Here is a 23,355-nt window from a genome sequence, read left to right on the forward strand (position 1 = left end):
CGTGCAGCCGCCAGCCGCGCTCGACGGCGGTCAGTGGTGGATGGAGGAGCCGTCCAGGGGGCTCGCCCGAATGAGCGCCAGCTCGGACGCGACGGCATGAGGCGGAGCGTCGCTCTCGGTCCTGAAGGCGCGCCTCAGCCAGCCATTGGAATCGACCAGAACCTGTGCGGGCGGCGAGGGGCTCCCGGTCAGTTCCGCCAGAGCTGCCGACAACGGCAGCGGATCCTCGACAGGGCATCGCTCGGCGGCGCCATCGGCCTGAACCTGCGCGTTTGCGCCATGCTCGTCGTGCCCGAGCCAGAGCCGCAACGGCTTCCCGCTTCCCGGCGTGACGACGCCGCCCCCCTCGCAGCGGGCGGCGAAACCCGGCATGCGCGTGACGCCACCCCAGCGCATGTCGGAAGGCGTGAAGATGCGGGCGCCGGCCCGCAACCGGATGAAATCGATCAGCGACCAGATCGCTGCATCCTCAAGCTGCGTCGCCGGCGGCATCGTGCCGATGCCGTGCCGGATCGACCAGAACAATTCCCCACCCGGGCGGCCGGCGATCAGCGGCGCGGAAAGATCCGGCGGCCAGACGGACTGTGCGACAGCAACCGGCCCACGGCCACGGGCATCCTGGCCATGGCAGCTTGCGCAATCGCGCTGGAACAGCTCGCGCCCCGTCGCGACCCATCGTGCGCCATAGCCGGTGGGGGAGAGCTGGAAGGTCGTCGGAACGGCCGCGGCGACATAGGGGCGCCAGGGCGGCAGCTGGATGGAGGCCAGCACGGCCACCCCGGCGAGAAGGGCAGGCCAGCGCAGCTTCCTCGCGAGGGCGGCAAGGGTGAAAAGCGCCAGCGCGATCACGACGGGAGCCAGCAGCCGGAAAAGCCCGTCGCGCAGATAGGCGTCGTCCCACAGGCCCGGAACCGGCCGCAGCGAGAAGGGCCAGATCGGCTGCTCATGGATCGCCGGTGGCTGGCTGGCCAGCGCGGCGGCAACCGCCACGGTGGCCAGCCCCACGCCGGCTTCGGCCGCGATCGACAGGGCAAGGCCGCGCGCCGAACCGCTGGATTCGGCAAGCGGCACGAAACGGAAACGGTTCGCAGCCGCCAGCAGCAGGAGGATGCCGAACAGGGCAAGCTTGGCGAGGGCGAGCTTGCCGTAGTCTGTGCCGAGCGTCGCCGCCAGCGTGCCGACGAGTGCCTGTGTCTGGAGGAGGGACGTGGCCGCGAGTACGGTCACACAGGCCATTCCGAGCGGCGTGAAGCGCCGTGCGAGCGCAGGCGCCTGCACCGGCAGCAGCAGGCAGGCTGCAAGCAATGGCAGCAGCGATCCGAGCCAAAGACCCGCCGCCAAGACGTGAAGACCCAAAGCTGCCGTCGTCCATCGATCGGTTGCGGCGCCATGCCCCAGCCAGCCCTGCAGCAAGGCGGCAACTGCCAGCACGGGCAGGGCGGCCGACATGGCGCGCCCACTGCCGCGCAGAAGCCAGATCGTGAGAGCCAGCAGGCTGGCGCGCAGCAGCAGCGCCTGCCCGAAGAGCGTCTCGGCAATGGTCCGGGCCGCCTCGATGCTGTCGACAGGCCGCCCCATCATCACGCTGCCTTGCAGCCAGAACCACGCCGCGCCGCTGGCGAGGGTGACAAGCACGGAGAGCCGGGCGTAGGAGACAATGCCGCCGAGCAGCGCCTCGCCTGCCGAAGTGGTGGCGAGCGCGCGCCGCGACAGCAGGCGAAAGGCCTCGGCGCCGAGGCCGGACAACAGGGCGGCGAGGTGAAGCCAGCGGATTGCCGGCAGCGCCGCCCCGATCAGCGCATCCACATCACGGCCTGACGGTGAACCGATACTGGCCGGTGACGCGGTGGGTATCGACCGAGGTTGCAGCCCACTCGACGGTGTACGCGCCTGGCGGAACTGTCTTGAGCAGCACCTTCAACGCCTTGCGGTCGCCCGGCACGGCTTCGGCCGGAGCGGTGCTGACGGTCTCGCCGCCGGCACTCTTGACCGCGATGCTGCTCAGCTTCACCTCCAGCTCCTCCGTGAAGCCGAGGATGATCTCGCTCGGCGGCGCTACCGTGGCGCCATCGGCCGGCGAGGCGGTCTTGAGATGCGCATGGGCGAAGGCCTGCGATGAGGCGAGGGCGAAGGCGAATGCCAGCCCGAGACGTCGAGACATGGACCGATCCTATGATTGAAAAGCGGCGGCGCGGGCTCACCAGCTCGCGTCGAGCCCGAGATGGGCGAGGGCCTGTCCGCGCAGCTCCGCGAGGCGCGGGTCGCCGCGATGGCGAGGATAGGGCAGGTCATTGATGATCTCGGCCTTGATCCGGGCCGGGCGCTCGCTCAGCACGATCACGCGTTGAGCGAGAAACAGCGCCTCCTCCACGTCGTGTGTGACGAGCAGCGTGGTGAAGCCGCGCTGGCGCCAGAGTTCGGCGATCTCGGTCTGCATGGCGATCCGCGTCAGCGAGTCGAGCTTGCCGAGCGGCTCGTCCAGGATCAGCACGTTGGGATCGTTGACAAGCGCGCGGGCCAGCGCCGCGCGTTGGGCCATGCCGCCGGAAAGCTGGCGCGGGAAGGCGCGCTCGAAGCCGGCGAGCCCGACCGTCTTCAGCGCGTCGTCGACGCGACTCTTCTGGGAGGAGAGCAGGCCGCGCGCCTCCAGGCCAAGCGCAACGTTCTTCCAGACCGTGCGCCAGGGATAGAGCGTCGGGTCCTGGAACACCACGACACGAGAGGGGTCGGGCGCCGTGATCAGCTCGCCGGCGGCTGCGATGCGGCCTTGCGATGGCTGTTCCAAGCCGGCGACCAGCCGCAGCAGCGTCGACTTCCCGCAACCGCTCGGCCCGAGCAGGGCCACGAACTCACCTGCCTCGATGTCGAGATCGATGTCGTCGAGCACCGGCAGGGGGCGGCCTTCGAGATCGAAGGCGTGCGAGACGCCGGCGATCGTGAGGTCGGCGCCGCGCGACGCTGCGGTGCCGCGTGGGGTGGAGACAGCAAGCTGAACGGCTACCATTTCACCACGTCCTTCTGCCAGCCGAGCAGCCGGTCGCGCGCGGCGAAGAGCAGCGTGATCAGGCTCGAGAAGATCAGCGCCATCACGATCAGCGCGCCATACATGTTGGCGTAGGCGGCCCAGCCCTGCGCCCATTGCAGGTAGTAGCCGAGGCCTGATTTGACGCCCATCATCTCGGCCGCCACCAGCACCGAGAACGACGCTCCGAGGCCCATGAACAGGCCGACGAAGACATGCGGCAGCGCGGCGGGGATCGCGACCTTGAAGATCAGGAAGGCACGGCCCGCGCCCAGCGTGCGGGCGACGTCGTAATAGGCCTTGTCGACGCTGGCGACGCCCGACCAGGTCAGCACCGTGACCGGGAACCAGGTCGCGAGCGCGATCAGGAAGATCGCCGCCGAAAAGCTCGACGGAAAGAAGAAGAAGGCCATCGGCAGCAGCGCGGTGGAGGGAATGGGCCCGAGGAAGCGCAGCACCGGGTGGACCCAGTAGCCGAGCCCGCGCGACCAGCCGATCGCCACGCCGGTGACGAAGCCGGAGATCGTGCCGAACAGGAAGCCGAGCGCGAGCAGGCGCAGGGAATGAAGCACGCTCTCGCCCAGCCGCGGCCAATCATCGGCATAGACCTCCACCAGGGACGAGGGAGGCGCGAAGAAGGGCACCGGCAGCACGCCCAGCTTCGCCGTCAGCAGGTCCCACAGGCCCACGAAAAGCGCGAGCACGACGAGCCATGGCGCAGCCCTGGCGACTCTTGCGCCGAGGGGCGGCCAGAAGGCACCGATCGTCGTGGCGATGGCCAGCAGGGCCGCCCAGCCGGCGAGCCCCAGATTGGTTTCGGTCACGTAGAGCGGTTCGGCGAAACCGACCTTCTTGTTCGCGAGCAGCGTGCCGGAAGCGGCCACGGCGGTCCAGGCGGCCGTGGCAAGCGCGCCACGTGCCAGGACCGAGCCGTCGACCTGCAGGCGCGGCCGGTCGAAGTTCGACGCGGAGCCGGTCTGTTCAAACGGGGACATTGGGCACGATCTTCTGCGCGAAGGCCTTGGCGTCGGTGTTCTTGCGGATCACGTTGACGAGCTTGAGCTGTTCGGTGAACAGGGCGACATCGTCGCGTAGCGCCGCTCCGGTGGAGTGGTGGTCATGCGTGTGGCTGCGCAGGATCGCGGCCACGGTCTCCGGCGTCACCTTGGCCGGAACGAAGGGCGCGAAGATCTCCGCCGTCTTGTCGGGGTTGGCCGCCGTCCAGGCCTGCGCCTCGACGATGGCGCGTGAGATCGCGGCTGCGACCTGGGGCTGGTCGCGGATCAGGGCGCCGCGCAGGCCGAGCACGCAGCAGGTCGACTTGGCATACTGGCCTTCGAGATTGGTGGCGAGCTCGACGAGCTTGTCGCGCTCGCGGATGAGGTAGAGATGCGGGTCATCGCCTGCCAGCGCATGAACCTCGCCCTTCTTCAGCGCTTCGCCGAACAGGTCCTGCGGGTACTGCACCCAGCTGACGTCCTTCTCCGGATCGAGCCCGATCGCGGCGAGGCGGATGGCGAAGAAGTTGCGCACCGGGCTCGCCGGATCGGTCACGGCGACGGACTTGCCCTTCAGGTCCTTCAGGCTGCGGATGCTGGCGTTTTCGGGAACCAGCAGTCGCATGCAGCCGCCATGGGTGCCGACGGTCAGGCCGACATCGAAGCCCTGCTCGAGCGGCTTGAGCCAGCGCAATGCCATGCCGATGCCGCCATCCGCATGGCCGGTCGCGATCGCCTGCAGCAGCGCATCGGTCGGACCGCTGAAGTTCACCGGCTCGACATTGAGGTTGTACTTCTCGAACAGGCCCTGCTTGAGCGCGACCGAGATCGGCGACTGGCAGACGGCCGTCTGGCCCCAGGCCAGCTTGATCGTCTGCCGCTGCGCGAGCGGCGTTGCCTGGGCGAAGGCATGATGTCCGGCGAAACCGGCAAGCGGAGCGGCGGCAAGAGCGGCGGCTCCGCGCAGAAGCGCGCGACGGGAAGGGAAGGCGGTTTGCAGGGTCATGGTGGCTCCTTGCCGCCGACTGGCGGCTGCATGATGTTTCAGGAGTGGGGTCAGGCCGCGGCGCGGCTCACGGGAATGCGCTCGACGGTGCCCCGCACCTCGGTGCCGCGCCGGAGCAGGTTGAGGATCGGGCAGAAGCGCTCGACGGCAGCGTTGAGTGCGTCCAACTCGGTCGCATCCGTGGTCAGCCGCACCGTGTAGGAAAGATCATGCGGATAGACCGGCGTGTTTTCGAAACCGGGCGTGCCCGCACGCGGATCGAGCTGTCCCTGCACTTCGACCGAGACATCCTGCAGATCGATCTGCTGGTCGGCCGCCTGGATGAGGTAGGTATGCGTCAGGCAACTCGACAGCGCGCCGAGCAGCAGTTCCGGCGAGCTCGGTCCGAGATCGTATCCCGCGAAATCGGGCGGGCTGTCGCTGATGACCTGGAAATCACGGATGCGGATTCGCCTGACGCCGCTGCGCCCCTCTGCACCGGCCTGGGCTTGCAGGCGTTGCGGACGCGCCTCCGCGGAGCGGGCGTAAGCCTTGCGACGCAACAGGGCTTCGCGCTTCTGTGCGAGATATTCCGTGAGATTGGACATGGATGACGGCTCTGCGCGTATCTGTTGATGGAGTGCTTGGACAAGGCGCGCTCGTTCGGCACGCAGCCGCGGGGAAGCGGCTGCGCGGAAGAAGTCGAGATTCCAGCGCTTTGGTCGGTGGATCGCCGTCCGAGATATCCGACACTGCGGACTGCGGTTCGGTGCTCCGACGGCGTATCGTCCGCGTTGCTGCAGACGACAGTCAGATGGCGAAGATCACAGTCTGCGATGACAGGGCGGTTTTTCGCCGAGCAATGTTCTTCGAAAAATCAGAGGCATTCGCGTCTCCAAAGCAAAGGAGCCCACGAGACATCGTGGTGCTTTTAGCGTTGTTGGCGCGGCGCAAGCTGCTCCAGCAAATCCCGCGGCGAAGAGTTTGATGTTGCTCTTCACGATCAAGAATATCGCCCAGAGGATTATTTATGGCAATGAAACAAACTCTGCGTTTTTATTGAAGGAAGGCGATAATTCGTTCCTGTTGCGGGTACGCGGCAACGCAATCAGGGTCGTCAAATCCAGCGGTGCATAATCCTCAGAAAGCTGCGGCGACATCCAGTGACGATGTCGTTCTCTCCGTCCGCGCCTCCGGGATGGCGGGGCCGAGCTTGGGAGGGCTGAGATAGCGTTCGCCGCTGTCGGCAACGATCGCGACGATCGTCTTGCCGGCGTTTTCGGGGCGCCTGGCAAGCGCCGAGGCGGCAAACAGCACCGCCCCCGACGATGTGCCGGCCAGGATGCCTTCCTGTTGCGCCAATGTCCGGGCGACCTCGCGGGCCGGGGCCGTGTCGGTCACGATCACCTCGTCGACGACGGCTGCGTCAAAATTCTCGGGCAGATAGCCGGCTTCGACGTCGGTCACCTTATGGACGCCTTCGATACTGTCGGGGTAGGGCGCCTCCGGCGAGGGGATCGAGGCCGGGCCCGGCTCGACGACGACGACTTTCACGCCGGGTTTCTGCGCTTTCAGGAAGCTACCGGTGCCCGAGATCGTGCCGCCGGTACCGACTGCCGCCACGAAGATGTCGACCTCGCCCTTCGTGTCGCGCCAGATCTCGGGGCCGGTCGTCTCGAAGTGAACGCGCGGATTTGCGGGGTTCGCCCGCTGGTTGGTGTAGTAGGCGTCGGGGTTCTCGCGGCGCACGCGGTCGATGATGGTGTGGATCGCGCCCGCCTCGAGGAATGCGCTGTTGTCGATCAGGACGACTTCGGCGCCATAGTGCTGGAGCAGCTTGATCTTGTCTTCGCTGATCGTGTTCCGGAGGTAGAACTTCGAGCGATAGCCACGCGCGGCGGCCAGGGCCGCGAGCCCGATACCGGTGTTTCCGCTGGTGAGATCGACGATGCGCTGGCCCGGCTTCAGCCGGCCGCTCTCCTCCGCTTCCCGGATGATGCCCCAGGCCGCACGGTCCTTGATGCTGCCGGCCGGGTTCAGGTACTCGATCTTCGCGAAGATGCGGGAGCCGAGATGCAATCCTTCCGCAAATCTGCGCAGCTCCAGCAACGGGGTATTGCCGACCAAAGCTGCAAAATTGTTGTTTCTCGGTTCCATCACGGTCTCTCGCAGAGGGATGGCGACTTGTGCCGTCACGGACGGGTGCGCCCGCCGATCGGGCTCGCAGCCACCCGTCGTTTCATCGGTAGTCGCGGCTCACGGCCCGTCTCGCACCTGGAAAAGTTTTCACCTTCGCTACGCCGCGGTTGCGCGACGGGCGGCCAGCCGGGCTGCAATCCCTGCTTCCTGCTGGGCCTTGATCGCGCCCACGCGGGCTGTCGCCTCATCCGGCGATGCGGCAGGGGCATAGACGGGCGCGCTGCCGGCCACGCCGGCCTTTGCCCCGATATGTTTCTCGAAGGGCAGGGACCGGTACAGGACCGGGTCGACGGAGGTGTCGAACAGCGGTCGATAGCCGAGCGACAGATAGAGGCCCGTCGCTTCCGGCTGCCGGAATCCGGTCGTGAGATAGGCTCTGGTGTAGCCGAGCTCGGCAGCGCTCTCCTCGAGCGCCAGCACGATGCGGCGCGCCAGACCCTGTCGCCGCAGAGTCTCGCGCGTCCAGATGCGCTTGAGCTCGACCGTCTCGTCGTCATGGCTCATGAAAGCGCCGCCCGCGATCGTCTCACCGCCGCGCTGAACCAGCAGGAAATCCCCGAGCGGCGGTGCGAACGCTTCCGCCGGATAGCGCATGAGCTCGGAGCGCGCGCCGCCCGGCCTGCTGTTGACGCCATACCGGCCGTCATATTCGGCAACGAGCCCTTCGACCAAGGCCTCTGCTTCAGGCGAAAGAGGAGATGATCGCACGATCAGGTCAGGCATAGCAGAATTCCAAGGGTATCGCGTAATCGCGAAAAGAGCGCCGATGACATCAATATTCAGATCATCGAAACAATCAACGATCGTTGGAAAATAAGAATATGTGCATTTATTCTGGTTATGATTTTGAGAAATACTTCCACGCGCGAGGGCGATCCAGATGGATTTATGCTATTCGCTGAGCGCGCATAAGCTTCGACGCAGCTCCCCGGGGCTCGCAGGACGAGTGTCGTGGCGTCCAGCCCCATGCGGTTGCTGGCTGACACGGGCTCGTCGCCGACAGCGCTTACCGGCCGGCCGAGAAGCTGGCCCGTTGTGTGCCTCCGTAAGAGGCCGTCACAGCGCCGGCTTCAGTCATGCCTCATCGAGTGCAAGTTCCAGTTGATGAATGGCCGCGAGCAGGCGCTTGGCATCCTTGCCGAGTGCTCCCAGGATTTTCGCTTCGAAAGCCAGGGCCCGCGGGACGATTTCCGTGTAGGTCTTCAGCCCAAGCGGCGTCAGGCATAAGATCTCTTCGCGCCGATCGTGGGGACTCTCGCGCCGCTTGAGCCAACGGCGCTCCTCGAGAGCGCGCACGGCGCGGCTCACCTTCGTCTTATGCATCGCGGAATGAGTGCCGATCTCCTTGGCGCTCATCGTCTCGAATTGGCCGAGCGTCGCCAGAACACGCCATTCGGGAACGGTCAGGTCGTGATGCGGTCCGTATACGGCCCGAAAGGCCTGCGAGACCGTCGTGGCGAGCCGATTGAGGCGATAGGGGAGGAATTCTTCGAGAGCGAGCTTCGTCATCATTGTTAGTTACAAAATGGACGGTTACCGATGCAACGATATATTTGTCCGAGCGCCTAAGGAAGCGATGAGGGCCGCTGGATCGGGAATGCCGACGACGTTTCACCGCTTCCCGGGGCCGGGCCTGCGTCCTCGGCGGCAATTTCCCACGGGAGAACAGACATGAACGTTCAAAATCCGTCGGCTAATCCGAAGAGCGCTGAGGTCCGGAGTGCCATCCAGGCGGGCTACATGTCCGGCTTCGGCAACGGCTTCGAGACCGAGGCGCTGCCGGGTGCGCTGCCGATAGGGCGCAACTCTCCCCAGAAATGCGCCTATGGCCTCTATGCCGAGCAGCTTTCCGGCTCGCCCTTCACCGCGCCGCGCACAACCAACGAACGGTCCTGGCTCTATCGCATCCGGCCGACCGTGGCGCACTGGAACCGGTTCCGGAAGGCGGAGATCGGGCTGTGGCGCACGGCGCCGGCGCGCGAGGTCGACTTGCCGATCGCGCCAATGCGCTGGAGCCCGATCCCCATCCCCTCGCGGCCGCTGTCCTTCGTCGAGGGTATGCACAGCATGACGACGGCCGGCGACGCCGGAGCCCAGGGCGGAATGGGTGCGCATGTCTACCTGATCACGCGCTCCATGGTCGACGAATACGTCTACAACGCCGATGGCGAGATGCTCTTCGTGCCGCAGCAGGGCGACCTGCGCCTGTGGACCGAGTTCGGCATCATCGATATCGAGCCAGGGGAAATCGCAGTCATCCCGCGCGGCGTGAAGCTCCGCGTCGAGCTGCGTGACGGCCCGGCGCGTGGGTACATCTGCGAGAACTACGGCGGCGCCTTCACCCTGCCGGAGCGCGGACCGATCGGCGCGAACTGCCTCGCCAATCCGCGCGACTTCCTTACGCCTGTCGCAGCTTACGAGGACCGCGACGCGCCGTCGAAGATGTATGTGAAATGGGGCGGCAATCTCTGGGTCGCCGATATCGAGCATTCGCCGCTCGACGTCGTCGCCTGGCACGGCAACTACGCCCCCTACAAATACGATCTCAGGAAGTACTCTCCGGTCGGGCCGGTCCTGTATGACCACGCTGACCCGTCGATCTTCACGGTGCTGACTTCGCCTTCCGAGACCCCCGGTACCGCCAATATCGACTTCGTCATCTTCTCGGACCGCTGGCTGGTGGCGGAAAACACCTTCCGGCCGCCCTGGTACCATATGAACGTGATGAGCGAGTTCATGGGGCTGGTCTACGGTGTCTATGATGCCAAGACCGGCGGCGGCTTCGTGCCCGGCGGCATCTCGCTGCACAACTCGATGCTGCCGCACGGCCCCGACGTCGACGCCTTCGAACGCGCGAGCAACGTAGAACTCAAGCCCCACAAGCTGGAAGGCACGCTCGCCTTCATGTTCGAAACGCGCTTCCCGCAGCAAGTCACCGCTTTCGCCGCAGGAACGGACGCGCTTCAGGGCGACTACGGCGGCTATGGCCACAAGCTGACGAAACACTTCGATCCGAACAAGCCCTGAGACAAAGATGACTGCCCTCGACGAAACCCATGACGCGACGCTTCGCAGTTTCGAGGCGTCCGCGAACGGCCATGCCGACTTTCCCATCCAGAACCTGCCGATCGGTGTCTTCAGCCCGCCGGGCGAGCCTGGCAGGGGCGGGATCGCGATCGGCGACAAGATCCTCGACCTCAAGCTGGCGCTGGAAGGCGGGCTCATGGCGGAGGATGCTGGTTTGGGCGAAGCCTGCGCACAGGGCAGCCTCAACGGCTTTCTCTCGCTCGGCTCGGCCGCGCGCGCAAAGCTTCGCCGTCGCGTCTCGGCCCTTCTCGCTCGAGGCGGGCGTGACGAGACGAAGGCGGCGCGCTGTTTGCGTTCGGCCTCCTCCTGCACGCTGCATCTGCCGGCGCGGATCGGCGACTACACGGACTTCTACGTCGGCATCCACCACGCGACCGAGGTCGGAAAACTGTTCCGTCCGGACAATCCCTTGCTGCCGAACTACAAGTACGTCCCTAATCACGCCGGAATTGTCGATGACGATCGAGGCGTTTCCGGTGCTGACGATGTCGCCGTTGATCGTTCCGGTGGCGAGGTTGTTGAGGGTGTTGAGGCCGTTGCCGGCAAAGGTGATCGCGGCGCCGGTTCCGCCATTGATCTGAGCTGCCGCGCCGCCGAAGCCATTGTTGATGACGATGGTCTGTGCGGCGCTGGACGCGCCGGTGCCGGCAGCGAACGCATTGGTCGATCCGCGAATGATCCCGCTATTGTCGATCACCAGCGAGCGGGCTGAAGCGCCCACCGCAAAATTCTGGTTCACGCCCACGCCGGCGCCGCCTCCCGTCGCCGTTCCGGCGATCGTCGCGCCGGTGGCATTGACGATCCGGATCGTCGAGATCGCGTTGCCTTGCAGGAGAGAGACGGCGAGCGCGTTGCCGGCCCCCGCGTTGGTGGCGGAGATGCTGCTGAAATTGTTGAGAATGCTCGTGCCGGCGCCCGTACCGGAAAAGAAAGTCACGCCTGTCAACGCGGCGGCGGCGTTTCCGGAAGCGGCAATCGAGCCATTGTTGTTGAGCACGTTTCCAGCCGTGTTCAGGCCGAAGGTGACGGCCTGTCCCGTCGCGGGAGCCTGCTGGACGGTGCCGCCCGGCACGACATTGATGGTGAGCGGCGTATTGGCCGGCGCCGCGAAACCGTCGTTATCGGAGCCCGTGCAGGTCACCGTCGCGCCTGGTCCCGGCGGATCGGGCGCGCACTGCGCCCAGGCAGGCAAAGCCGCGAAGAGCCCAAAGAGACCCGGCGCAAGAGCAGGCATCAAGCCGCGAGTAGAATTTCGCCTTGTCCTGGTCTCTCGCAGGCGTCGCCGCATATACAGGCCTCGCATGTAGTCGAGCCCCGGTATAATGCTGTCGATGGAGCATGAAGTCGACCGGAAAATGCCTTGGGGACTGCCCCCGATATGAAAACATCCTGATAATTGAGTGCAATCGACTGGCGCGCCGCCCGTTTGTGCGCAAACGATAAGGTTGATTCTACTTTTTGGGTTGCCGGGTCGGGATTTGCGCGCCATCTCGCGGAGACGCATGGCTCACCGTTGCTGGTCACGATCTCGCAGATTGCAACGGCCCGTTCATCGAACGGATTAAGTGGATAGGGGGACTTCGATCTCCGACAGCAGCCCGGCTCTTGCCTCTGAAGCCAGACAGCCGAGTGGAAACATCTCGGCGCCGGCTGATCTAAGCAAGCTTGGCGAAACTGGCCATTTCCGACTGAAGGAAGCGCACAAGGGCCGGGTCGTCCGCATAGGCGACGTTGACCCGCATGCCGTTCAACCCACCGTCCAGTTCCAGCTGACGCCTGTCGGGAAGGAAGACCGTGCCGGGCGCGATGAAGATCCCTTGCTCCGAGGCGCGGCGCGCGAGCGCGAGGTCGTCCAGCCCCGATGGCAATGCGACCCAAAGATAATAGCCGCCTACCTGGCGCGCAAAAACCGGCAGGCCGAGTTGCTCGAGATTGCCGAGCGCGCGCGCCGTGGCCTTGCCGATGCGTTCGCGCAGGCGCTTCAGATGGTGGCGATACTGGCCGCTGGCGATCAGATCGCTGACAAGGCGCTCCAGATAGCCGGAGCTGTTCACAACGGTAAGCATCTTCATGTCACCCAGTGAACGGGTGAGTGCCGGGCTTGCCGCCACGTAGCCGATACGTTGGCTGGCCGAGAGCGTTTTTGAGAATGTCCCGACATAGATCACGCGTTCGAGCTGATCGAGCGCGGCGAGCCGCGGCGCGCTGACCGGCAAGACGTCGGAGAACGGGTCGTCCTCGACGATCGTCAGATCGCGGTGAGCCGCAATCTGAAGCAGACGGTGAGCGACCGGCAGAGTGAGAGAGCCCCCGGTCGGGTTATGCGCCAATGACTGCGTGAAGAAGACCTTGGGCCGATACCGCGCGATCTGAGCGGCCAGGTCGTCGAGATCCGGGCCGTCCGCCCGGCGCCGGACGCCGGCCATCTCGATGCGCGCGAGCTTCAGCTTGCCGAAGAGCGGATAGTAGCCGGGGCTGTCGACAAGGACTGTATCGCCGGGCTGCAGGAGATGGCGGATGATCAGGTCGAGGGCGTGGTTGGCGCCGAAGGTCATCAAGATCTGCGCCGGCGAGACATGGATCGAGCGCTCCGCCAGCATCAGTCCGATCTGGGCGCGCAGCGGTGGATAACCCGTTGGGTCGCCGTAGCCGTGCTCTGCCGGCGGATCGCCCTTGCCGTTGCGCATGCGCAGATGGCGGCCGAGTTCGGAATCCTCCATCCAGGACGCTGGCGGGCGTCCGTCTCCGACGCGGACGGGATGGACCTGGCAGAGCTGCTCGCGCAACAGCGAAACGATGTCGATCGCCTTGGTCATATGCGGCGGAGCGACGTCGTTGGGGCGCTGGCCCGGCGCCCGAACGAAGAAGCCGGAGCCGCGCCGCGCCTCGAGCCGCCCCTGCGCGACCAGCCGGTCATAGACCTCGACCATGGTGTTCTTCGAGACGCCGTATTCTTCCGCCGCGGCCCGCAACGACCCCATGCGCTTGCCGGGCTGAAGCAGGCCTTGTTCGATCGCACGGACGATGCGCGCAACGATGCCTTCGGTTCGGTTGACCTCGGCCTGCTTATCCATCGCCCCTCGCAGTCGTACCAGCAAACTGACTGGTACAGAGAATGGGTTTGTCGGCGAATTGTCCCTTGTTCCTGTCCCGCCTTTGCTTGAGCCTGTCAATCAACAAGTCGAGCGATAAGCCGACAAAAGGCCCGGGCTGCGGGTGGAGGAAACACCATGACGACGGCAGAAGCGCGCGATGGCGTCGCGCGCCCAGTGAACTCGCGTATCGAAAACTACCGTAGCCTCTCCTGTGCCGCGCGGCTGAACACGGCGGTGGCCGCTGCCGGCCTCGGTCCGGAGGACGTAGCCCTGCTGGCTCAGCCCGGCGGGCTGCCTCTCAATCTCGCCAACGGCATGATCGAGAACGTCGTCGGCACGTTCGAGCTGCCGCTCGGCGTCGCGACGAACTTTACCGTCAACGGCAGGGACTATCTGATCCCGATGGCGGTGGAGGAGCCTTCCGTCGTCGCCGCCGCCTCCTATATGGCGCGGATCGCGCGCGGCTCGGGCGGTTTCCGGACTTCGAGCGACCGCCCGATCATGCGGGCACAGGTCCAGCTTCTCGGCATCGGCGATCCGGAGGGCGCGCGACACAAGCTCATCGCCGCGCGCGACGAGATCGTCGCCGCCGCCAATGCCAAGGACAAGGTTCTGGTCTCGCTCGGCGGTGGCTGTCGCGACATCGAGGTCCATGTCTTCCCGCAAACGCCGCGCGGACCGATCGTGGTGATGCACCTGCTGGTCGATGTACGCGATGCGATGGGCGCCAATACGGTCAACACCATGGCCGAGACGGTGGCGCCGATCGTCGAGCGCGTCACCGGCGGAACGGTTCGCCTGCGCATCCTGTCGAACCTCGCCGATCTCAGATTGGCACGTGCCACCGTCACCGTTCCGGAGGCAGCGCTGGCGACAAAGGACTTCTCTGGCCGGCGGATGATCGAGGGCATGCTCGACGCCTACGTCTTCGCGGCGATAGACCCCTACCGCGCCACCACCCACAACAAGGGCATCATGAACGGCATCGACCCGGTCGTGGTCGCGACCGGCAATGACTGGCGCGCGATCGAGGCCGGCGCCCATGCCTATGCGGCACGCAGCGGCCGCTATACCTCGCTGACGACATGGGAGGAGGATCGCGACGGCAATCTCGTCGGCTCGATCGAGATGCCGATGGCGCTCGGTCTGGTCGGCGGCGCCACCAAGACGCATCCGCTGGCGCAATGGTCGCTGCGCCTGCTCGGGGTCAAGACGGCACAGGAGCTGGCCGAGGTCACGGTCGCGGTCGGGCTCGCCCAGAACATGGCGGCGCTCAGGGCGCTGGCGACGGAAGGCATCCAGCGCGGCCATATGGCCTTGCACGCCCGGAACATCGCCATCGTCGCCGGTGCCGAGGGCGCGGAGATCGACGCGGTCGCCGCTGAGCTCGCCCGCAACCACGATGTCCGCGTTGACCGGGCCCGCGAACTGCTCGCCGAACGACGGCGCGGGGGCTGAAGCATGCTCGCCATGCCAGGAAGCGGCTTTTCCAATCGCGGGCTTGCCCCGGATAACGACGCGGCTCCGAGCCAGGACCACACCATCTAGACGCCGCGATACCATCCATCACCACAGAACCGCGCAAAGCGGACGAGCCACCGGAGGAACCTGCATGAACACCCTGATTTCCCGTCGCGCGCTTGGCGCTTTGCTGGTCTCGACCGGCCTGACGCTGTCGCTGCCGGCCTTCGCCCAGAACGAGATCAAGATCGGCTACAATGCCGACCAGTCGGCCACCGGCGCCGCCGAGCTCGGTCTGGCCGGCCTTTACGGCTTCCAGGCCGCGATCGAGGATTTGAACGCGCAGGGCGGCGTACTCGGCCGCAAGATCGTCGGCGTGGTGCGCGACGATGCCGGCGCGCCGCCCAAGTCGATCCAGAACATGAACGAGCTGATCGACAACGAGAAGGTCGCTGCCGTCGTCGGTCCGACCAATTCCGGCAACGCCTTGGCGTGGCTGCACATCCCGCAGCAGAAGAAGGTGCCGGTGATATCGCATGTGGCGACGGCGACCGACATCACCGCCCGCTACGCCAAGGAAGCGCAAAACTACATCTTCCGCGTCTCGATGGTCGACCGTGAGCAACTCGCCCTGCTCACCGCCTACGCGGTCAAGGCTTCCAAGACGAAGAAGATCGCGATCATCGCCGACACCACCGGATACGGCCAGGCCGCGACGAAGGACCTGCAGGAGATCCTGGCGCTGCACGGCATCACGCCGGTCGGCATCGAAAAGTTCGGCCCCAAAGACACCGACATGACCTCGCAGCTCGCCAAGCTGAAGGCCGCCGGTGCCGATATGGTGCTCTCCGGTTCGTTGGGCGACGCCACGGCGCAGGTGCTCAAGAGCATGGAAAAGATGGACTACTATCCCGGCCTGCTCTCGACCTGGAGCTCGATCAACACGCCGCTGGTCAACATCGCGGGGCCGAAGCTTTCGGAGAAGACGATCTTCGCCGCTTCGACGACCGAGGACGCGAACGACCGCGCCGTGGCACTGAACAAGCGCCTCATCGCCAAGTATCCCAACATGCCGGCCTTCGTCTCGGCCGCCCAGGGCTATGACGCGGTGATGCTGATCGCCGCCGCCGTCAAGCAGGCGGATGGCACCGACGGGCCGAAGCTTCAGCAGGCGCTGGAAAACCTCGGCAAGGTCCAGGGCATCATCAAGCTCTACGACAAGCCCTTCAGCAAGGAGCAGCACGAGGCGCTGGGCGTCGCCGACTTCCATCTGGCGCAGTGGAAGAACGGGCGCGTGGTCAAGGTCGACGACGCCGTCGTGAAGGGGCTGACGGCGGCCGATCTGAAGCGGTGAAGAAGCGAACCGGTCGTCCCGGCCGAAGCGTTGCACAAAGCCGGGACGAGCGCGTGATGTCAGATCGCAAGGTTCGGTGCCGGCACAGCCGGCTCGCGGAGAGACCATGACAGCTTTTCTTCAGGCTCTGGCCAGCGGTCTGGCACTGGGCGCGATCTACGGACTGATCGCGCTCGGTTTCAACATCACCTATGCCACGACCAAGACCTTCAATTTCGGCCAGGGCGCCTTCCTCGTGCCGGGCAGCCTGGTCGGCGTCTCGCTCCTGCTGCTGGCTGCCGGCAAGCCGCATTTCGGCAATCTCTCGCAGCAGGAGATGACGCTCGCGGCTTATGGGCTGGCGACGGTGGCGAGCGTCGTCGTGGTCGGCGCGATCGGCGTCGCGCTGTACTACTGCGCGATCAAGCCCTTCGTCGGGGCAGGGGGGCTGAACTGGGTGCTGAGCACGATAGGCTTCGGCATCATCATGCAGAACACCGCACTGGCGATCTGGGGCCCGGCTTCGATCGCCGTGCCGTCGCCGCTCGGTAGCGAGGTCTGGCGCATCGCCGGCGCCGGTATCCGGCCGCAGGAGGTCCTGATCGCGGTCGTCGCGGTCGCGGTGATGATCGGGCTCGACATCGTCCTGCGCAAGACGCGCTTCGGCAAGGCGCTCAGGGCCGTCGCCTTCAACCCGCAGGCGGCCGCGATCGTCGGCATCAACGTCGAAACCATCGTGATCCTCGCCTTCGTCATCTCGTCGGGCCTGGCGGGGCTCGCCGGCATCCTCATCGCGCCGATCACAACGGCCTCCGTCTTCATCGGCCTCGGCATCGCCCTCAAGGCGTTCTCGGCCGCGATCGTCGGCGGGCTGACCAGCCCGCGCGGCTGCATGCTGGGCGGCTTCCTGCTCGGCGTGGTCGAGGCGCTGGTCGGGCTCTGGCGCGCGGAGATGCGCGAGATCACCATCTTCCTGCTGATCATCGTCGTGCTGGTCGTCCGGCCTGGCGGGCTGATGGGCGCGCGCAGCGTGGAGAAGATCTGATGCCCGCGCTCGGCCATGCCATCGGGGTGGGGGCGCTGGCGGCGGCGCTCGCGCTGGTGCCCTATCTTTCCCTCAACGACTTCCACCTGCAGATCTTGTTCACGATCGGGGTGAACTATCTGGCCGCCGCCGGGCTGAACGTGCTCGTCGGTTATGCCGGCCAGAAATCGCTCGGTCATGCCGGCCTTTTCGCAGTTGGCGCCTATACGGCGGCGATCGCCAATATCGAATGGGGGATCAATCCCTGGCTCTCGCTGGTGCTGGCCTGCGGTTTCGGCGCGATCTTCGGCCTCGTCATCGCCATGCCGTCGGTGCGCGTCTCGGGGCCGAGCCTCGCCATGGTGACGATCGGCTTCGGCATCGTGGTCGAGAAGGTCGTCACGGAGTGGACCGACATCTTCAAGGGCCAGGCCGGCTTCTACGGCATCAACGCACCCTCGCTCGGCGGCACGAGCTTCACGAACCTGCACTGGGTCTGGTTCGTCGGCGCGCTCTGCATCGCGACCCATCTGATGCTACGCTCGCTGCTCGCCGGCCGTTATGGCCGCGCCTTCCTCGCGGTGCAGATGGCGGAGCCGGCGGCGCAGTCGGTCGGCATCTCGGTGGTGCGCGCCAAGACGCTGGCCTTCGTCATCTCGGCCGTGACCTGCGCGCTCGCCGGCGCCGTGGTCGCGCAGCAGAACCAGTATTTCAACTCCGACTTCATCACCTTCAACCTGTCGATCTTCCTGCTGGTGGTGGTGATCTTCGGCGGCTCAGGCTCGCTCTACGGCCCGCTCTTCGGCGCGGTGATCCTGACGCTGCTCGACGCCTGGCTGGCGCGCTGGCCGGCATTGCAGCACTTCACTTACGGCGCCCTGCTGCTGTTCTCGCTCTATCTGATGCCGAACGGCATCGCCGGGGCGGTCTCTGGCCTTGCGAAGCGTTGGGGCAGGCGTGACCGGAGCCTGCCCGGCGTCGCCGGCCACAGCGCTCTGGCCGCGGCGCCCGCGGCGTTGGTGGGCGGTGAAATCCTGGTCGTGAAAGACCTCTACAAGGCCTATGGCGGCATCGTGCCGGTTCGCAACGTCTCCTTCGCGATCGGCGCCGGCAAGGTGCATGCGCTGATCGGCCCGAACGGCGCCGGCAAGACGACCCTGCTCAACCTGCTCTCCGGCCATGTCGCGCCCGATGGCGGTTCGATCAGGTTCCAGGGGCACGAGACGGTCGGCCTGCCGGCGCATCGCGTCGCTGCGCTCGGCATCGCCCGAACCTTCCAGAACCTGAAGCTGTTCGGCGATCTCTCGGCCCTCGACAACGTCCTGCTCGGTGCGCATCTGCACATCGAGACCGGCTTTGCCGCCTCGCTGCTCGGCCTGCCATCGAGCCGTCATGTCGAGGCCAAGGCGCGCGCCGACGCGCTGGCGCTCCTCGGCGACCTCGGCCTCGGCGAGCGCGCTCACGAGCCCGCCAAAAGCCTGCCCTATGGCCTGCAGCGTCGGCTCGAAATCGCCCGCGCTCTCGCCTCGCGGCCGAAGCTTTTGCTGCTCGACGAGCCCGCGGCCGGGCTCAATCCGCAGGAGACGCATGAACTCGGCGAGGTCATTCGCCGCATCCAGCAGGCCGGCGTCACCGTGTTGCTGATCGAGCATCACATGGATCTGGTCATGGGCATCTCGCAGCATGTGCTGGTGCTCGATTACGGCGCATTGATCGCCGAAGGGCGCCCGGAGGTGATCCGGAAGGATCCAAAGGTCGTCACCGCCTATCTTGGCGCCGAGGACGACGCTGCCGTGACCGGAGACGCCGCATGACCATGCTCGCGATCGAGGGGCTCAAGGTCCGCTACGGCGCGGTCGAGGCACTGAAAGGCATCTCTCTGTCCGTCGGGCAGGGCGAAGTCGTCACGCTGATCGGCGGCAATGGTGCGGGCAAGTCGACGCTGATGCGGGCTGTCGGCGGGCTGGTGAAAGTCGCCGGCGGCGCGATCCGCTTCGAGGGGCGCGACATCGCCGGAATCAAGGGGCACGAATGCGTGCGTCTCGGCATCGGCCATTCGCCGGAGGGGCGCATGGTCTTCGGCGACCAGAGCGTACGCGACAATCTCGTGCTGGGTGCCTATGCCCGTCGGGACGACGATGGCATCGCCGCCGATATCGAGCGCTATTTCGGCATCTTCCCGCGGCTGGCCGAGCGGCGGGACCAACTTGCCGGTACGCTGTCGGGCGGCGAGCAGCAGATGCTGGCGATCGCGCGCGCCCTGATGAGCCGGCCCAAGCTGCTCCTGCTTGATGAACCCTCGCTCGGCCTGGCACCTTTGATCGTGCGCGAGGTCTTTGCCGTGATCCGCCGGCTGCGCGAGGAGGGAGTGACGATCCTGCTGGTCGAGCAGATGGCCAATCAGGCGCTTGCCGTAGCCGACCGGGCCTATGTCATCGAGACCGGCACGATCACGCTCGAAGGCACCGGCGCAGAGCTGCTGCGCGACGAGCGCGTCCGCTCGGCCTATCTCGGCGCCTGAGATGGCAGATCGTGAGGTTGTCATCGTCGAGGTCGGTCCGCGCGACGGGCTGCAGAACGAGAAGGTCCCGATCGCCACCGCCGACAAGCTCGCCCTGATCGGCAAGCTGGCCAGCGTCGGCCTCGCCAGGATAGAGGCGACTGCCTTCGTCTCGCCGCGCTGGGTGCCGCAGATGGCGGACCATGACGCCGTGATGCGCTGCCTGTTCCCGCGGCCGGGCGTGACATATTCTGCGCTGGTGCCCAATGAACGCGGAGCGGAAGCGGCGCTCGCAGCCGGTGCGCAGGCACTGGCGGTATTCACGGCCGCCTCCGAGAGCTTCTCTCAGAAGAACACGAACTGCAGCATCGCGGAGGGCATCTCCCGCTTCGAGCCGGTGCTGGCGCTTGCTCGAAGTGCAGGCGTGCCGGTACGCGGCTACGTCTCTTGCGCGCTTGATTGCCCTTACGAGGGCGAGATCGCGCCTTCAGCAGTCGCCGAAGTCACGGCGCGACTCCTCGCCATCGGCTGCTCGGAGATCGCGCTCTCGGACACGATCGGGCGAGGCACTCCGGACCGTACTGCGCAGATGATAGAAGCGGCCCTGCGCGTTGCCGCCGCCACGAAATTGGCCGGTCATTTCCACGACACCTCCGGGCGCGCGCTCGGCAACGTCGAGGCGGCCTGGCGGCTCGGTCTGCGCGTTTTCGACGGCGCCATCGGGGGCACGGGCGGATGCCCTTATGCGCCGGGAGCGGCCGGCAATCTGGCCACGGAGCGGCTCGCGGCTCACTTCGCAGCGAAGGGTATCGAAACCGGCATCGACCTCGTCGCATTGCGTAGCGCGGCCGCGTGGATCGGCACTCTCCTGCGATCGTGACGTATCGAAAAGGCGGCGCTGTCGATCCGGCTTATCGCAACTCGGTGAAGTCCTTTGTCCGGCTGTACGGCCCAGTGGCGGATTGTTAAGTCAGCGCACATTCATGCTTGCAGCAATCGGCGGCATCGGCGAGCGCAGTCGGCTTCAGGGCGCCAACAACAGCCCGCGCGAACGATGGCCAATCGCTTCGAGCCAGGTCGAAACCGCGGCGGCTCCGCCATCTGGTGAACCCAGTGCACGTTCTCCAAGATAGCTCGCTCGCCCCAGGCGTGGCTGCATCGCTGCCGTAGCCTCTGCGCCAGCCGCTGCAGCATCCGCTGCCAGCCGCCAGGCCTCGGCCGGAGGCAGTTTCCGACGAGCCGCGTCGGCCAGGGCGTCTGCCGCCGGCAGAAGAGAATCGAGCATCGTCCTGTCACCGGCGCGTGCGCCTCCAAGCTCGGAAACGGCTTCGGCGCCCCTGGCAAAGGCATCGGCCCAGTCTGCGAGACTGGTGCTCGGCCCCTCGGCGAGACGGCGTGCCGCTCGCAAAAGGCCTACGGCGTAGAACGGTCCCGAACTGCCGCCAATCGCGCGTCGCAACTCGTTGGCCAGAAGGAAGAGCACGGTTGCAGCACTGGCGGATCTGTCGGAGGCACAGCAGGTACGGATCGCGGCTGCGGCGCGACACATGCTGACTCCGAGGTCTCCATCGCCCCCCTTCCTGTCCAACTCGGTCAGGCGTGGCTCGGCCGCTTCCAGTGCTTCCGCACAGGCGAGCGCGGCCGCTCGGGCCACAGCACCAAGGCTGTCGGCCGAAGTCACCACATCCTTCACAACGTCCGGCTTCGCCGCAGGAATTGTGGCCGTGGTCCGCGGTATGATCCCGGGCCCCGGCCAGCTTGAAGCCTGAGTAGCCCAATCCAGGAGTTCGAGCCGTTCGTCGTCGACAGCGATGACGGAAATCGAGAAGCCCGGCATCTCGAGCGCGCTCAACAGGGTACCGGCCCAGGCGCGTTCGACCACCAGGCCTCGCTCGCGCAGGTAGGCGAGGGCACGCCGCGCGATAATGGACAGCTCCATCTGCGTGGTGCCACCCAGATTATTGATGAGCAGAGCGACGCGTGCGGCATCACCGTAGCCGCCATCCTTGAGGACGAGATCCAACATCCGGTCCGTGATGGCATCTGCGGAATCGACTTTCTGCCGCACCATGCCGGGTTCGCCGTGTATGCCCAGGCCGAATTCGATTTCGTCGTCACCCAGTTCGAAGCTCGGGACACCGACCGCCGGAATCGTGCAGGCACCGAGTGCCACACCCATGGTCCTTGCGGAGTCGGCCGCAGTCCGCGCTGCTGTGGCGACCGCATTGAGGGATTGCCCCTGTTCGGCCAGCGCTCCCGCAATCTTGTGGATCAGGACCGTGCCCGCGATTCCCCGGCTTCGCTCCTTTGGCACCCTCTCACGGAGGGCGACGTCGTCCGCCACGACCACGATCTCGGTCGGGATGCCGCCTGCTCGTGCGATTTCCGCAGCCAGGCCGAAGTTGAGCCGGTCGCCGGTGTAGTTCTTGACGATCAGGATCGCTCCCGACGGCCCCGCGACCGCATGAATGGCGGCAAGCACCGCGTCGACGGAGGGCGAGGTGAATACGTCCCCCACGACGGCGGCGTGCAACATGCCCGCGCCGACATAGCCTGCATGGGCTGGTTCGTGCCCAGCACCACCTCCGGAAATCACCGCGACACCGCGCCGCGCCGGTTCGGGGAGGTCGTTGCGGATGACGACGTCGTGTTCCGCCAGTAGCGCGAGGTCAGGGTGGAGCGCGACGACGCCCTCGAGCATTTCCCTGACGACCTGACGCGGGTCGTTGATGAGCTTCTTCACGTCATGCTCCCTCGAGGCCCGCTCGGATCTCACTTCGTATGGCCTGGCCAACTATCACAATTGCGGATCGCAGCGATGGGCTGCTCGGCCATGGAATTTCAGCCTGTGCAGGCCCTCGGATTCATCGGTGCCGATCGATCGCTCCCCGAGACCCGACACAAGCCGATCAGGCAACGGTCGGACGCTCACGCCCTCCGGCTGTCGAGATCCAGGAATTGCGCATACGAAATCTCGGGATGATCCAGCCAATAGTCCGCATAGTACGGCACGAGCGGTTCATAGGCGTCGAAGATGCGGCGCAGGTCGCGTACCGCATCTCCTCCCTCGGCCGGCAGCGGGTTCGCCATGTCGACCCGCAGATCGATCAAGGGCCTCTCCACGTCCGGAGCGCAGGCGATGAGTCCGGCGGATTTGTGCCCGATCGGCTCTCCGCCCGCGGCGGCGCCCGCCTCGATCGCCCGCACCAACCTCTCGAAGAACGGTATGGCTTCGTTCGCGACGAACGCATCGTGGATGGCGTCCACGACTTGTGGGCCGGCGAGTCCGTTGCCCATTGCGACAAAGCCCTCGCCGACGCGGTGGCCGGTATATGCGGCCCCGTTTACGGGGCTATGTGCAGCCGCACGGCCATCGGCGGTAACAATGCCGATCTGGCGGTAGTCGAAGAAGCGGTCCTTGTGCCGTAAGGCGACGAGGATCTCATCGGGGCTCCACCCCTTGGCGGCGAGTTCGAGGCCGGTCAGGCCATGCCGCCAATCGGAATGGCACTGCGACGAGATCGCCGCGACGCCGCCGCGTACATGCGGGCAGCGGGAAGCCACCGCGAGTGGGCTGGTCGCAAGGCAGACGCCAAGCAATTCGGTTTCAGGGCAGCGGGCGACAATCGTGAACGTCATGGGCGATCTCCC

Annotated in this window: 21 protein-coding genes; 9 read left to right on the top strand and 12 right to left on the bottom strand. The window is 66.1% G+C overall.

The features are described 5' to 3' along the window. Positions 1-30: 30 nt before the first annotated feature. The 9 genes from NWE53_RS04130 to NWE53_RS04170 all read right to left on the bottom strand — a co-directional run bounded on the left by NWE53_RS04130 (position 31) and on the right by NWE53_RS04170 (position 8,716). The gene (locus NWE53_RS04130; protein WP_265053108.1) at positions 31-1,806 is read right to left on the bottom strand and encodes a CopD family protein; all 1,776 of its coding nucleotides are present in this window, start codon (positions 1,804-1,806) and stop codon (positions 31-33) included. Position 1,807: 1 nt separating this feature from the next. Beyond that, positions 1,808-2,161, bottom strand: coding sequence for a copper homeostasis periplasmic binding protein CopC (gene copC, locus NWE53_RS04135; protein WP_265053109.1), 354 nt, complete (start codon positions 2,159-2,161; stop codon positions 1,808-1,810). 36 nt (positions 2,162-2,197) lie between these two features. Continuing rightward, positions 2,198-3,004, bottom strand: coding sequence for an ABC transporter ATP-binding protein (locus NWE53_RS04140; RefSeq protein WP_265053110.1), 807 nt, complete (start codon positions 3,002-3,004; stop codon positions 2,198-2,200). Further along, positions 2,998-4,017, bottom strand: coding sequence for an ABC transporter permease (locus tag NWE53_RS04145; RefSeq protein ID WP_265053111.1), 1,020 nt, complete (start codon positions 4,015-4,017; stop codon positions 2,998-3,000). Before NWE53_RS04145 ends, NWE53_RS04140 begins: the two co-directional genes overlap by 7 nt. Further along, complete coding sequence (locus NWE53_RS04150; protein ID WP_265053112.1) at positions 4,004-5,026, bottom strand: ABC transporter substrate-binding protein; 1,023 nt, start codon at positions 5,024-5,026, stop codon at positions 4,004-4,006. Before NWE53_RS04150 ends, NWE53_RS04145 begins: the two co-directional genes overlap by 14 nt. A 50-nt stretch (positions 5,027-5,076) precedes the next feature. Then, the gene (locus NWE53_RS04155) at positions 5,077-5,613 is read right to left on the bottom strand and encodes an OsmC family protein (RefSeq protein ID WP_265053113.1); all 537 of its coding nucleotides are present in this window, start codon (positions 5,611-5,613) and stop codon (positions 5,077-5,079) included. A 532-nt stretch (positions 5,614-6,145) separates the two neighbouring features. Further along, a complete protein-coding gene (locus NWE53_RS04160; RefSeq protein ID WP_265053114.1) occupies positions 6,146-7,162 on the bottom strand; it encodes a PLP-dependent cysteine synthase family protein in 1,017 nt (338 codons plus the stop codon). A 138-nt stretch (positions 7,163-7,300) separates the two neighbouring features. Further along, positions 7,301-7,927 carry a GNAT family N-acetyltransferase gene (locus tag NWE53_RS04165; protein ID WP_265053115.1) on the bottom strand — a complete coding sequence of 209 codons (627 nt, stop codon included), beginning with the start codon at positions 7,925-7,927 and terminating at the stop codon, positions 7,301-7,303. Between the two features lie 351 nt (positions 7,928-8,278). Next, a complete protein-coding gene (locus tag NWE53_RS04170) occupies positions 8,279-8,716 on the bottom strand; it encodes a MarR family winged helix-turn-helix transcriptional regulator (protein ID WP_320109550.1) in 438 nt (145 codons plus the stop codon). A gap of 159 nt (positions 8,717-8,875) precedes the next feature. On the opposite strand from NWE53_RS04170, the gene hmgA reads away from it, so the two are divergent. Genes hmgA through NWE53_RS04185 form a run of 3 tightly spaced genes read left to right on the top strand, consistent with a single transcriptional unit; the run spans position 8,876 to position 11,598 of the window. Then, entirely contained in the window at positions 8,876-10,231 is a 1,356-nt protein-coding gene (gene hmgA / locus NWE53_RS04175; protein WP_265053116.1) for a homogentisate 1,2-dioxygenase, read from the top strand. 7 nt (positions 10,232-10,238) lie between these two features. Then, on the top strand, positions 10,239-11,003 hold the full coding sequence (locus NWE53_RS04180; RefSeq protein WP_265053117.1) for a fumarylacetoacetase: 765 nt from the start codon (positions 10,239-10,241) through the stop codon (positions 11,001-11,003). Then, a complete protein-coding gene (locus NWE53_RS04185; RefSeq protein ID WP_265053118.1) occupies positions 10,966-11,598 on the top strand; it encodes a hypothetical protein in 633 nt (210 codons plus the stop codon). Before NWE53_RS04180 ends, NWE53_RS04185 begins: the two co-directional genes overlap by 38 nt. A gap of 348 nt (positions 11,599-11,946) precedes the next feature. Here NWE53_RS04185 and NWE53_RS04190 read toward each other — a convergent pair whose 3' ends face one another. Then, complete coding sequence (locus tag NWE53_RS04190; protein ID WP_265053119.1) at positions 11,947-13,365, bottom strand: aminotransferase-like domain-containing protein; 1,419 nt, start codon at positions 13,363-13,365, stop codon at positions 11,947-11,949. 156 nt (positions 13,366-13,521) lie between these two features. On the opposite strand from NWE53_RS04190, the gene NWE53_RS04195 reads away from it, so the two are divergent. The 6 genes from NWE53_RS04195 (at position 13,522) to NWE53_RS04220 (ending at position 20,584) form a co-directional block, all read left to right on the top strand. After that, on the top strand, positions 13,522-14,844 hold the full coding sequence (locus NWE53_RS04195; RefSeq protein ID WP_265053120.1) for a hydroxymethylglutaryl-CoA reductase, degradative: 1,323 nt from the start codon (positions 13,522-13,524) through the stop codon (positions 14,842-14,844). A 154-nt stretch (positions 14,845-14,998) separates the two neighbouring features. Then, positions 14,999-16,201: an ABC transporter substrate-binding protein gene (locus NWE53_RS04200; protein WP_265053121.1), complete on the top strand. Its 1,203-nt coding sequence runs from the start codon at positions 14,999-15,001 to the stop codon at positions 16,199-16,201. A gap of 106 nt (positions 16,202-16,307) precedes the next feature. Next, positions 16,308-17,225, top strand: a complete 918-nt coding sequence (locus NWE53_RS04205) for a branched-chain amino acid ABC transporter permease (protein ID WP_265053122.1) — start codon at positions 16,308-16,310, stop codon at positions 17,223-17,225. Beyond that, entirely contained in the window at positions 17,225-19,018 is a 1,794-nt protein-coding gene (locus NWE53_RS04210) for a branched-chain amino acid ABC transporter ATP-binding protein/permease (RefSeq protein WP_265053123.1), read from the top strand. Before NWE53_RS04205 ends, NWE53_RS04210 begins: the two co-directional genes overlap by 1 nt. A 2-nt stretch (positions 19,019-19,020) precedes the next feature. Then, complete coding sequence (locus tag NWE53_RS04215) at positions 19,021-19,725, top strand: ABC transporter ATP-binding protein (protein WP_265054813.1); 705 nt, start codon at positions 19,021-19,023, stop codon at positions 19,723-19,725. 1 nt (position 19,726) lies between these two features. Continuing rightward, on the top strand, positions 19,727-20,584 hold the full coding sequence (locus NWE53_RS04220) for a hydroxymethylglutaryl-CoA lyase (RefSeq protein ID WP_265053124.1): 858 nt from the start codon (positions 19,727-19,729) through the stop codon (positions 20,582-20,584). Between the two features lie 144 nt (positions 20,585-20,728). On the opposite strand, the gene NWE53_RS04225 is transcribed toward NWE53_RS04220, so the two are convergent. Beyond that, positions 20,729-22,447, bottom strand: coding sequence for a dihydroxyacetone kinase family protein (locus NWE53_RS04225; RefSeq protein WP_265053125.1), 1,719 nt, complete (start codon positions 22,445-22,447; stop codon positions 20,729-20,731). A 185-nt stretch (positions 22,448-22,632) separates the two neighbouring features. Next, positions 22,633-23,343: a DUF1028 domain-containing protein gene (locus tag NWE53_RS04230; RefSeq protein ID WP_265053126.1), complete on the bottom strand. Its 711-nt coding sequence runs from the start codon at positions 23,341-23,343 to the stop codon at positions 22,633-22,635. Positions 23,344-23,355 lie beyond the last annotated feature (12 nt).

The organism is Bosea sp. NBC_00550 (assembly GCF_026020075.1).
In the GTDB taxonomy this organism is placed as follows: Bacteria; Pseudomonadota; Alphaproteobacteria; order Rhizobiales; family Beijerinckiaceae; genus Allobosea.